The sequence below is a fragment of the Promicromonospora sp. NPDC019610 genome (genome assembly GCF_044389365.1).
In the GTDB taxonomy this organism is placed as follows: Bacteria; Actinomycetota; Actinomycetes; order Actinomycetales; family Cellulomonadaceae; genus Promicromonospora.
In genome coordinates, this window is sequence record NZ_JBIRXX010000004.1 from 41459 (window position 1) to 53148 (window position 11690).

Here is an 11690-nt window from a genome sequence, read left to right on the forward strand (position 1 = left end):
GTCGGGACCCGGACCACCCGGCAAGATCGTCGCATGACCAACCTCGCTGACGAGTCCGTGACGACGCGGCCCGCCGAGCTCGACGTCGACCTCGCGGTGGTCGGCTTCGGCAAGGGCGGCAAGACGCTGGCGGCCACCATGGCCCGCCGCGGCAGCCGCGTCGCGATGATCGAGCAGTCCGACCGCATGTACGGCGGCACGTGCATCAACATCGGGTGCGTCCCCACCAAGGCCCTCGTGCACGACGCCGAGACCGGCTCGGACGGCCTGCCCGGGCCCGACCGCTACCGCCGCGCCGCGGAACGCACCGACGCCCTGACCACGCTGCTGCGCGGCAAGAACTTCGCGATGCTCGACACGCTCGACACCGTCACGGTCGTCACCGGCGCCGCGACGTTCGCGGACCCGCACACCCTGACGGTGCGTGCCGGCGACGACACCCTGCGGGTCACCGCGCGGACGATCGTCATCAACACCGGTGCCGATCCCGAGCTGCCGCCCGTCCCCGGCCTGCGCGAGAGCGCGCGCGTGGTCACCAGCACCGACCTGCTCGCCCGCACCGAACGGCCCGACGAGCTCGTCGTGCTCGGCGGCGGGTACGTCGCCGTCGAGTTCGCCTCCATGCACGCCGCGTTCGGCGCGCGCGTGACCCTCCTGGCCCGGGGCCCGCGCCTTCTCCGTACCGAGGACGACGACGTCGTCGCCACCGCCACCGAGATCCTCACCGACGCGGGCGTCACCCTCCGGACCGGCGCCGCCGTCACCGGCGTCGAGGACGTCGACGGTGGCGCGGTCGTGTCCTTCACCGACGAGGCAGGCACACCCCGGACGGTCCGGGGCGACACGGTCCTCGCCGCCCTGGGGCGCCGTCCGCACACCGCCGGGCTCGGTCTCGACGCCGCCGGGATCCGGACGGACGCCCGCGGTGCCGTCGTCGTCGACGAGCACCTGCGGACCACCCAGCCGCACGTCTACGCGGTCGGCGACGTCAACGGCGGCCCGCAGTACACCTATGTCTCGCTCGACGACTACCGGATCGTGCTCGACGACCTCACCGGCGAGGGCCGCCGCACCACCGCGGACCGCAGGGCCGTCGCCTCCGCGCTCTTCATGACCCCGCCCCTGGCGCGGGTCGGCCTCACCGAGGCCGAGGCCCGCGCGTCGGGCCGTCCGCTCCTCGTCGCCCGCCGGCAGGTCGCCGACATGGCGACCGTGCCGCGGGCACGGATCGTCCGCGATCCGCGGGGCGTCATGAAGGCGGTCGTCGACGCCGAGACCGATCAGGTCCTCGGCGTCACGATGCTCAGCCACGACGCCCACGAGACGATCAACACCGTGGCGCTCGCCATGCGCCACGGTGTGACCGCCTCCGAGCTGCGCGACGAGATCTACACCCACCCGTCCATGACCGAGGCCCTCAACGACCTGTTCGCCAACCTCCGGCCGGTCGAGGACCCGGTCGAGGACACCGGTACCGGCCGGTCACGCTGACCGGCCGGTACCGCGTGATTCTCACCGCGGGACGTACCCCAGCGACGACGCGGCGTCGTCACCCCGGGTCCCGGCCGGGACCAGCGTGAGCACCAGCGCGTCCGCGGCGTCCATGGATGCGGCCCCGCCGTCCGGGCCGCGTGGCGCCTGTGCCTCGGCCAGGAGGTTGCCCGGCCCCTGGGCGACCACGTACGCCCGCTCGATGGTGCAGGGCGTGCCCAGCACCACCTTCGCGTCGCCCTCGCCGGTCAGCGTGGTCCGGTTCGCAGTGTCCACCTGCCACGGCAGCGCCGTGCAGGACGACGCCCCGCCCGCCGAGGAGTCGACGTCGAGCACTGCGAGCGCGCCGGACGGCCGTTCGAGGTACCTCGGCGCCGTGAGGCCGGGGGCCTCGGCCAGCGCGGGCAACAGGCCGTTCGCGCTCGACGGGTCGGCCGTGGGGCCGACCACTGCGTCGACGACGACGCGCACGCGGGTGGCGCCGGCCACGAGTACGAGCCGGTCGGTCGTGTCGGTGACGATCGACCACCCGCCGTCGGCCAGCTCGCCGCTGTCCAGTGCGGCGCGGCCGCCCAGCACGAGCCGCGGCGCGTTCGTCTCGTCGTCCTCCAGGGGCTGCGCGGTGGCCGGTGCGGCCAGGGCGAGCGTCGCGGCGCCCACCGTGGCGAGCATGCCCGTCAGCAGACCGGTGTGCTGCGTGCCCCGAGGGTTCTGTCCGGACATGGGTCCACTCCTTCGTGATCGGACCCCTCTGCCAGGAGCCCTGGTACGAGCGACGCTAGGAGCGGGGGCGCGCCGGATCATGACCGGAACCGACCATCTTCGGGCGGCCGGCGCACATGGTCAGTTCTGACCATCGACCGGCAGGGGCTCCGGGCGTAACGTGGCTGACGTGTCCGGTTGGTCGGCGCAGGAGCTGCGGCGCCGGGGCGAGGCGGCACGGGGCTGGTTCGTCGGGCGCCAGGTCGAGCGCGCCCAGCTCCAGGAGGCCTGGGTGGCGGCCCGCGACGGATCGCGCCAGGTCAGGTTCGTGGGCGGCGAGCCGGGGGCCGGAAAGTCGCGCCTGCTGGCGCAGCTCGCGGCCGAGCTGCCGGACGACGGCGTGACCGTGCTCGCCGGCGCGTGCCCGAGCACGCTCGCGTCACCCTACGAGCCGTTCGTGGCCCCGGTCGCCGCGATGCGCGGGGCGATCGCCGACGGCCTGCTCCCGCTGGCCCGGCCGTCGCCCGACGAAGAGGCCGTGGCGGACACGGTCGCGTACCTGGACACGGTGGCGGGCGAGCGTCCGGCCGGGCAGGCGTCGCGCCGCGACCTGCTCGACGCCGTCGTCACCTCGGTGCGGTCGGCGGCCGCCGTCGAGCCGCTCGTGCTGCTGCTCGACGACGTGCACTGGGCGGGCGAGACCGCCTGGGAGCTGCTCTCGTACCTCGTGGAGCAGACGGCGGACCTCCGGCTGCTCCTCGTCGCGGCCTACCGCGTGACCGCGACCGACCGGACCGACCACCTCGTCAACCACGTGGCCCGTCTCTACCGGTTCGACGGGGTACGGCGCGTCGATCTGCCGCCGCTGGCCGCGGGCGACGTCGAGGAGTACCTCGTGCGGGAGGCGAAGGTGCCGGCCGCGCTGGCCGCGACCGCCGCGGTGGACCTGTGCGAGCGCACCGGCGGCAACGCGTACTTCGTCCGCGAGCTCGTGCAGACCCTGGGGACCCTCGGTCCGGCCGGGTTCGTGCGGCCGGACGGGCGGACGCCGCCGTCGGTGCAGGACGCCGTCGAGGCACGGCTCGGCGCACTGGGCGTCGAGGCGCGGGGAACGGTCGAGCACGCGGCCGTGATCGGCGACGTCGTCGACGTGGACCTGCTGGTCGCCGCTGGTGAGGCCCGACCCGAGGCGGTGCTCGGGCACCTCGACGCCGCGGTCGACGCGTACCTCCTCGAATCGGTCGACGACGCGCCGTCCGCCGTCCGCTTCCGGCACGCGATCACCCGCGACGTCGTGCTCGGCGCGATGCCGTCCGCCCGCCGCACGGCGCTCCACCTGCGGGTCGCGCAGGCGCTGGAGGCGCGCGGCGGCCGCGGCGCCGCCCACGTCGCCCAGGTGGCCCATCACTTCGAGGCGGCCTACGTGCTGGGGTACCGCGCCGAGGCGGTGCGGTACCTGCGCCTCGCGGCGGTGCTGGCGGCGGACGGCCTGGCGCACGACGAGGCCGCCGACCTGTACGAGCGTGCCGCGGCGATCGAGGACGACCGGGCGCGGGCCGACGACGCCGTCCTGCTCGCCGCCCGCGAGCGCATGCTCAGCGGCGCGGTCGTACGGTCGCAGGCACTCGCCGAACCGATCGCGGACGACGCGGCGTCCCCGCACCGGCTGCGGGCCGCCGTGCAGTACGAGGACGCCAACTGGCGGACCAACGTCGACGCGGGCCGGTCGGTCGAGCTGCTGCGGGCCGCGCTCGACTCGTCCGACGACGCAGACGAGGAGCTCCGGATCCGCGCGCAGGCGGGCCTGGGCCGGGCGTTCGCCTTCGACGGCAAGGACGAGCCGGACCGTGTGCTCTTCGAGCGCTTGATCACACGAGCCCGCGCGCTCGGGGGCGACGACCTGCTCGGCGACGTCCTGCTCGCCTCGCTCGTGCACGGGAGCTCCGTCACCGACGCCGACGCGAAGCTCGGCCGGGCGGTCGAGCTGTCCGAGCACTGCCGGCGTACCCATAACCTCGAGCGCCTCGGCCCGGCGGCCTCGTACCGCACGCTGCTGGGCTACCAGCGCGGGGACACCGCCGTGCTCCGGTCCGGTCTCACCGACCTGCGCCTGGCGGTCGAGAGCACCCACCAGCGCTACTTCGGCTACCTCGCGGGCTGCGTCGACTTCTCGCGGGACCTCGCGGCCGGGCGCCTGGCCCGAGCCGCCCAGGTCTCGGAGGGTCTGCTCGAGATCGGGGAGTCCGTGGAGCTGAGCGCGAATGTCCATCCGGACGGCCAGTACGGGGTGCAGCAGTTCGTGCTCCGCCGGGAGCGGGGCGAGCTGGACCAGGTCCGCGGGCTCGTCAGCAGCGACGCCGACTTCGACGGGCGATGGGTGCCCGGCCTGCTCGCGCTCTACACGGAGCTCGGCATGACGGACGCCGCGCGCCGCGCACTGTGGTGGCTCATCGAGTCCGGGACGGCCGGCGCGGCACCCGGCACCCGCGCGGGCGTCCTGACGTTCCTCGCCGACGCGGCGGTCGCGCTCGGCGACGTCGACGCGGGACGGGTGGTGCGCGCAGAGCTCGCTCCGTACGCCGGCCTCAACATCATGTTCGGCTCGCTCACCAGCGCGATGGGCAGCGCCGACCGTTACCTGGGCTCCCTCGATGCCTTGCTGGGCACGGGGGACTGGGAGGCGGAGTTCGAGCGGGCCGAGGCGATGGACCGCGCGATGGGGGCGCACCTGCACGTCGCCCACACCCTGACCGCGCACGTGACGGCGCACTTCACCACGGGCGCCGACGGCTGCGACGTCAGGGCGCTCGCGGCCGAGGCCCGGCGCATCGCGACGTCGGCCGGGTCGCGGCGCGTGCTCCGGATGCTCGACGCCGCGCTCGGCGAGCCCGACGGCGTCCGCGCGCGGCGCCCCGACGGGCTGACCGGGCGCGAGGTCGAGGTGCTGCGGCTCGTGGCGCAGGGGCTCAGCAACCGCGACATCGCGCGCTCGCTGGTCATCAGCGAGAACACGGCCGCCAACCACGTGCGCAGCATTCTGCTCAAGACCGGCTGCGAGAACCGCACCCGCGCCGCGCGGTACGCGGCGACGCAGGGCCTGCTCGACTGACGGCGGGGCTGACCGCCAGCCGGAACCGCCGGACGGCCAGAACCGTCAGACGACCGGTTCGAGCGCGCCGGACGGCAACATCCGGCCCACCACCTCGACCACCCGGTCCGCCGGCACCCCCGCCGCCGCGGCGGCGCTCAGGATCAGCTCGGCGTTCGGCGCCTCGTAGAGGCAGTACGACTTACGGTGGTCGAGCGAGAGGAACGAGTACAGCCAGCGGACGCCGGTGTCGGCGTTGATCTCGTTGACCCGCTCGAACGCGCCCAGGAAGGGCACGACGCGTTCGGCGTACGTTCGCTCGATGACATAGAGCGGCACGATGGACCTCCTTCAGTCCGGCCTCACGGGCAGCGCGGCACCGGCGCGCTCCAGGTGGTGTTCGACCGGTTCGAGACGTAGTAGTCGCTGACCCAGCGGTTGCCGTACAGCTTGTTCCACACCGACGTGGTCCCGACCCTGCTCCCCGAGGCCTGGCACGTCACGGGGGCCAGGGCGCCGCGGCGCAGCGGGCTGCCGGTGGTCGGGAACGAGGCCCCCGGCCCGGTGCGCGCGTTGAGCGAGTCGACGGTCACCTGCCCCGGGTAGAGGCACCGCGGCAGCGTCGACGAGAACCCGGTGTTCGACGGCGTCGACACGTAGTAGTCGCTCGCCCACGCCCCGTTGGTCAGCCGGTCCCACACGGACGTCGTGCCGACCGTCTGCCCGGTGGTCTGGCACACCACGAACAGCGTGGCGCCCGGCGCATAGGTGCGGACGGCGGGGTAGGACGTGGCCGGGCCGCTGCGGACGTTCAGGTCCGACGTGCTGGTCACGCGGTAGGTGCGCGCGACTGTGGCGACGGGCGCCTTGACGTTGTCGGAGTCGACGGCCATCCTCACCCCGCCGTGGGTCTCGCTGTGGTCGCCCTGGTACTGCTTGGCGCGCTGGTAGTACGACCACTGCGAGTTCGGCGCCGTCGGCCAGTTGGTCAGCGAGGGGTCGCCGTCCCAGCGGGCCATCCAGACGGCGTCCGGCCGGGCGTACGTCGTCCAGTTGTAGGCGTCGGAGAGGTCGCGGATCCCCGAGTCCTGGTGCGCGTACACGCCCGCCAGGTACCCCGAGGCGTGCACCGTCTTGGTCCACGCCGACACGTACCGGTGCACCGCGGTCCGGCAGTTCGGATCGGTGCGGTCGTAGTGCTCGACGTCCGCGTACAGGCCGCTACCGGGCCGCACGCCCAGGGCGGCGGCCTGCGTGACGGCGTCCGCGCCGTCCGCGTTCCCCCGGGCGATGGCGTTGGCCTCGTCGTAGCGGTTCGGCTTGCTCGCGCCGAACTTGCAGTACGGCTGGTAGCCGAAGTAGGTGGGCAGCAGCTTCCACCCGCCCACGACGGCGTCACGCACCCACGTCCGGGTCAGGTTCGGCTGGGCGCAGCCGCGGTTGTTGCCGCCGAAGTAGATGTTCACGACCTTGTACCCCGACGTGCCCTGCCAGGCCGCGAGCTGCGTGAGCGACGGCGCGGTGCAGGTGTCGAAGCCGAGGCCGTCCGCCCGTGTCATGGACGACCCGGACGTGTAGTACACCGGGGTCTCCGGCTCGGCGGCGGCGGGAAGGGCGAGCCCGCCGAGCAGGACGGCCAGGCTGCCGCCGAACGCCGCCAGGCCCCTGCGGATGGTGTGGGTGGCGGACATGGGGCACCTCCGTGGACAGGCCCCCTCACCTACCTCGGAGTGTCCGTCGCACGAGGTCGCGGCGGCAGGGTCTTTGGTCCCGATCCTGCGGGCCCGCCGGATAGGGTCCGGTCATGACCGGCGCGAGCGAGGCAGGTTTCGGCGACGCCGGTCCGGGCGGCGTCGGCCCCCGGCGCTACCGTGACGTGCACGCCACGACGGTCGGCGCCCCGCCGGAGGCGGTCTGGCCTGCCGTCCTGGACCAGGTCGAGGTGCTCGGGACGCCGGCCTGGTACGTGCGCCTGATCGGCTGCCGCGACCGGGGCCCCGCGGGGCCCCGCCCGCTCACGGCAGGTTCGGTGGTGCCGGGCTTCCGGGTCCGGGCGGCGGACCCGCCAGATCGGCTCGTGCTCGACGGCGTCCATCGGTTCTCGGTCTACACCCTCACCTTCCGCCTCGTGCCCGACGCCGCCGGCACGCGGGTCGAGGCGCACACCGACGCGACCTTCCCGGGCGTGCTCGGCGCGGTCTACCGCCTCCTGGTGATCGACTCCGGCATCCACAAGATCGCGACGAGGAGCATCGTGACGCGCGTCCGCCGCCGGGTGCCGGTGGCCTGAGATGAGCACCGTCCCGCACGCCGTCCCGCTGTGCCTGGTCATCAACGGCCCCTCTGCCGCGGGGAAGTCGACCCTGACGACAGCGATCCAGGACCGGGCAGAGACGCCCCTGCTGAGGTTCGGCCTCGACGAGCTGTTCCGCATGGTGCCCGATCACTGGGGCGGCGGGCTGCCGGGTGCACGACACTCCGACCTCGGGTTCCGCTATGAGGCGGTCGAGGGCGCCGAGGGCGCCGAGGGCACCGAGGGGGTCCGCCGGATCCGGACGGGCCCGGACGGCATGGTCATGCTGGAGGCGATGAACGCGGCGGTCGTCGCGATGTTGCGGACCGGTCAGGGCGTGATCGTGGACGGGCAGGCGTTCGAGCCGGAGGCCAACCGAGACCTCGAAGCCCGGTTGGCGGTGCTCGGTCAGGAGGGTGTGGCGGCCGTGGCGATCGTCGAGCTCAGGACGGACGACAGGGACCTCACGGAACGTCAGCGCCGGCACGAGCACCCGGCCGGGCTCTCGTTGTTCCACAACAGCCGACCGCCGCAGTCGCCACACCCGGACCTGGTCATCGACACCACCGGACGGGACGCGGCGCACGTGGCGGACCTGCTCTGGGACTGGCTGGTCGCCTTCTACCCGGCGGCTGCGACCGGGACACGCGCGAGGATCGAGTAACGGTCCGGCCCCGCGCCGGTGGCCTGACGGCAGCCCCCGCCCGCCCGGGTTCACCCGGACGTGGGGCAGGGTTCACGAAAACGAATGTGTCGGCCCCTCGTCGTGCGCAAGGATGACGGACGTGGACCCGCGAGCTGACGCTGCTGCCCTGGTGGCCGACCGTTACCCCGAGGCGCGCTGGGCGCTGCTCGCCGGCAGCGTGCTCGACCCCGGTTCCCGGACCGCGGGCTCCGACCTCGACATCGTGGTGTGCCTGCCGGACGACGCCGTCGGGCACCGCGACGCGCTGCGCTGGCGGGGCTGGCCGGTCGAGCTGTTCGTGAACACCGAGGCGGGCCACCGCTGGTTCATCGCCACGGAGACGGCCCGGCGGCGGCCGACGCTGGCGCGGATGATCGCCACGGGCGTCCTCGTGGCGGGCCCGGCCGGGGCGGTCGACGGCCTGCAGGCCGAGTGTCGCGCGCTGCTGGACGCCGGCCCCGGACCGGCGTCGGACACCGCGCTGGAGGACGCCCGGTACGGCGTCACGGACCTGCTCGACGACCTCGCGTACGCGCGGGACGGCGGCGAGGCGGACGTCGTGCGGTCCGTGCTGTGGGAGCGCGTCGGGCACCTCGCCCTGGCGGCCGCCGGGCGGTGGGACGGCGGCGGCAAGTGGCTGCTGCGCGAGCTGCGCACCTGGGACCTGGGCTACGCCGCCCGGTGGGTCGCCGCCCGGCACGACGACCAGGCCATGGTCGACGTCGCCCGCGCCACGCTGGACGCGGCGGGCGGACCGCTCTTCGAGGGGTACCTGCGCCAGGCGCCCGTCGTCGACGAGCCGCAGACCGCCCGGACCGTCCCGCCGGTCGTGGTGCGCCGCTCGGCCCGGGCGATCCTGCTGGACGACGCCGGCCGCCTCGTGCTCATCAAGCGGACAGTGCGGGGTCGGGCGCCGTACTGGGTGACGCCCGGCGGCGGCGTCGAACCCGAGGACGCCTCCGTCGAGGACGGGCTTCGGCGCGAGCTGATGGAGGAGCTGGGCGCCACGGCCGACGTCGTCCGGCAGGTGTTCCTGACCTCCCGGCCCAAGGACGCGGGCGTGGCCGTGCACCACTACTTCCTCGCGCGCGTGACCTCCGTGGACCTGGCGCTGCGGTCCGGCCCCGAGTTCCAGGAGCCGATGCGCGGCACGTACGACGTCGAGCACGTGGACCTGCGCGACGAGAAGGCGCTCGCGGACGTCGACCTGGTGCCCACCGCGCTCAAGGCGTTCCTCCGGACCAACCGGCACGCGCTGCTCGCCGAGGCGGCGCGTCCCGCGGAGCCGTCGTGATCTCGGACCCCTCGCAATCTCGGACCCGTCGCAATCTCGGACCCCTCGCAATCTCGGACCCGTCGTGATCGAGGTGCCGGCTTCCTTCCGCGCGATGCCCCGGTGGTGGACGGCGACGGCGGCCGAGGAGCAGTGGCTGGCCGACCTGCCGCGCCTGGTCGACGCCCGGTGCCGGCGCTGGGACCTGACGGTCGACGGCCTGCCCCGGCACGGTTCGAACGCGCTGGTCGTGCCCGTGCGTCGCGCCGGGGTGCCCGCCGCGCTCCGCCTGACGCCCCCGGGCGACGACACCGCAGCGCTCTCGGCGGCGCTGGAGTTCTGGCGCGGCCACGGCGTGGTGGCGGAGCTCGACGCGGATCCGGCGGCGGGAGCCCTCCTGCTGGAGCGGCTCGACCCGGACCGCTCGCTCGTCGGCGAGCCCCTGGAGGTCGCGCTCGCCGAGATCGGCCGGGTCGCGCGGCGCCTCGCGGTCCCCGCCGGCGACGACGTCGCGGCCGGCGTCGGCCGCGTGGCGGACGACGTGGCCCGGCTGACCCCGCGCCTGCGCCCCGCCTGGGAGAACCTGGGCCGGCCGTTCGACCCGGGCGTGCTGGACGTCGCGGCGGACGCCGCGGCCGTGATCCTGGCGGGCGACCGCGACCCGGTGGCGGTGAACGCCGACCTGCACTTCGACCAGGTGCTGCGGGACCGGAACGGCTGGTGGTGCGTCGTCGACCCCGTGCTGCGGCGCGGCGACGCCGAGCGGACGGCGGTGAACGTGCTCTGGCACCGGGTCGACGAGATGACCGACGCGGAGATCCCGGGCTGGTTCGACGTGCTGGTCGAGACCGCGGACCTCGATCCCGGGCTGGCCCGGGCCTGGGCGCTGTGGCGGATCACCGACTACTGGGTCTGGGGGCTGGACAACGGCCTCACCGAGGACCCGCCCCGGTGCGCCCGACTCGTCGCTGCCCTGGCCTGACCGCGGCGCCGACCGCGCCGACGGCGTCCCGACCTGCGTTCGCGACCTGCTGACGCGTGGCCCAGGATGGTGCCGACAGGCACCGGCGGCGAGAGCCGGCGCCGCGAGCACCGGAGGACGTCGTGGGCTCCAGCAAGTCGGGCGGCAGCACCAAGCACCGCGGGGGCGGCCTGAAGCGGCTCGTCACGCTCGTGACCATCGGCCTGGCGGTCGCGGCAGTGGTCAAGGAGCTGCGCCTGCCGGAGGAAGAACGCACGTGGAACGGCAAGGTCGCGGCAGTGGTGCCGTACGACTTCCGGTTCCCCACGCTGGAGCGCGCCAAGGAACGGCTGTGGGACCCGGAGGCGGAGCACGTCGTCGGCCCGCGCGTGTTCGGCGTCGGCTGGGCGGTCAACATGGGCCGGGTCGTCGCGCTGGTCCGGGAGAAGCTCGGCGTCTGAGGCGCCCTGCGTCCGGGTCGCCCGGCGCGGCGGTCGGTCAGCGGCGGTCGTTCAGCGGCGGTCGTTCAGCGCGTTGGCAGCTCAGCGCGGCGGCGTCAGGCCCCGGACGAGGGCCGTGAGGCCCACGTCGAACTCGTGCTCGGGGCCGAGGTCGGCGACGGCCCGGACGACGTCCGCGAGGTGGTCGGCGCCGTCGACGGCGTCCGCGCCTTCCGCCAGGACCGCCTGCCCGCCGGGCGCCGACTGCTCCTCCAGGGTCGCCCCGATCGTGTAGCGGGAGACGGCGATGAACGCGAGCACCGCCTCCGGTCCGGTGAACCCCTGGGCCTCCAGGTGGGCGACCTGCGCGACGGAGTTGGCGAGGTTCGGCGCCCGCGGCCCGGTCGAGGCGATCAGCCGCGCGCCGTCGCGCACGCCGAGCATGGCGCGGCGCAGGCTGCGCGCGTTGCGCAGCAGGAACGCGTCCCAGCTCTCGTCGGGCTCGGGCAGGCGCTCGGTGTGCCGACGGTCGAGCACCTCGGCCGCGACGGCGGCCAGCAGCTCCGCCTTGTTCCGGAAGTGGTGGTACAGCGCGGGCTGCTGCACCCCGAGCCGCCGCGCGACGCCGTGGCTCGACAGCCCGTCGAGGCCGCGCTCGTCCAGCGTGTCGAGGGCCGCGGCGACGATCGTGGGCCGGTCCAGTCGCGGGCGGGTGCGTGGCATGGCCCGACTCTAGCCAGGTTGGTCCTTATCGGTG

General features: G+C 74.6%; 11 protein-coding genes. 7 read left to right on the forward strand and 4 right to left on the reverse strand.

Going from position 1 to position 11690, the window contains the following annotated elements:
- Positions 1 to 33 precede the first annotated feature (33 nt).
- Complete coding sequence (locus ACH45N_RS25070; RefSeq protein ID WP_397398675.1) at positions 34 to 1491, forward strand: FAD-dependent oxidoreductase; 1458 nt, start codon at positions 34 to 36, stop codon at positions 1489 to 1491.
- 21 nt (positions 1492 to 1512) lie between these two features.
- On the opposite strand, the gene ACH45N_RS25075 is transcribed toward ACH45N_RS25070, so the two are convergent.
- Entirely contained in the window at positions 1513 to 2214 is a 702-nt protein-coding gene (locus ACH45N_RS25075) for a hypothetical protein (RefSeq protein WP_397398676.1), read from the reverse strand.
- A gap of 169 nt (positions 2215 to 2383) precedes the next feature.
- Here ACH45N_RS25075 and ACH45N_RS25080 point away from each other — a divergent pair, with 169 nt between their 5' ends.
- Positions 2384 to 5302, forward strand: coding sequence for an AAA family ATPase (locus ACH45N_RS25080; protein WP_397398677.1), 2919 nt, complete (start codon positions 2384 to 2386; stop codon positions 5300 to 5302).
- Between the two features lie 45 nt (positions 5303 to 5347).
- On the opposite strand, the gene ACH45N_RS25085 is transcribed toward ACH45N_RS25080, so the two are convergent.
- A complete protein-coding gene (locus tag ACH45N_RS25085) occupies positions 5348 to 5620 on the reverse strand; it encodes a nickel-binding protein (protein WP_397398678.1) in 273 nt (90 codons plus the stop codon).
- A gap of 23 nt (positions 5621 to 5643) precedes the next feature.
- Entirely contained in the window at positions 5644 to 6972 is a 1329-nt protein-coding gene (locus ACH45N_RS25090; protein WP_397398679.1) for a glycoside hydrolase domain-containing protein, read from the reverse strand.
- A 113-nt stretch (positions 6973 to 7085) separates the two neighbouring features.
- Here ACH45N_RS25090 and ACH45N_RS25095 point away from each other — a divergent pair, with 113 nt between their 5' ends.
- From ACH45N_RS25095 to ACH45N_RS25115, 5 genes are all read left to right on the forward strand, one after another.
- Positions 7086 to 7571, forward strand: coding sequence for an SRPBCC family protein (locus ACH45N_RS25095; RefSeq protein ID WP_397398680.1), 486 nt, complete (start codon positions 7086 to 7088; stop codon positions 7569 to 7571).
- Position 7572: 1 nt separating this feature from the next.
- Entirely contained in the window at positions 7573 to 8238 is a 666-nt protein-coding gene (locus ACH45N_RS25100; protein ID WP_397398681.1) for a chloramphenicol phosphotransferase, read from the forward strand.
- Between the two features lie 121 nt (positions 8239 to 8359).
- Entirely contained in the window at positions 8360 to 9553 is a 1194-nt protein-coding gene (locus ACH45N_RS25105; RefSeq protein ID WP_397398682.1) for an NUDIX domain-containing protein, read from the forward strand.
- 94 nt (positions 9554 to 9647) lie between these two features.
- Positions 9648 to 10514 carry an aminoglycoside phosphotransferase family protein gene (locus tag ACH45N_RS25110; RefSeq protein ID WP_397398683.1) on the forward strand — a complete coding sequence of 289 codons (867 nt, stop codon included), beginning with the start codon at positions 9648 to 9650 and terminating at the stop codon, positions 10512 to 10514.
- A 122-nt stretch (positions 10515 to 10636) separates the two neighbouring features.
- A complete protein-coding gene (locus tag ACH45N_RS25115; protein WP_397398684.1) occupies positions 10637 to 10954 on the forward strand; it encodes a DUF5808 domain-containing protein in 318 nt (105 codons plus the stop codon).
- 81 nt (positions 10955 to 11035) lie between these two features.
- Here ACH45N_RS25115 and ACH45N_RS25120 read toward each other — a convergent pair whose 3' ends face one another.
- On the reverse strand, positions 11036 to 11656 hold the full coding sequence (locus ACH45N_RS25120; protein ID WP_397398685.1) for a TetR/AcrR family transcriptional regulator C-terminal domain-containing protein: 621 nt from the start codon (positions 11654 to 11656) through the stop codon (positions 11036 to 11038).
- Positions 11657 to 11690 lie beyond the last annotated feature (34 nt).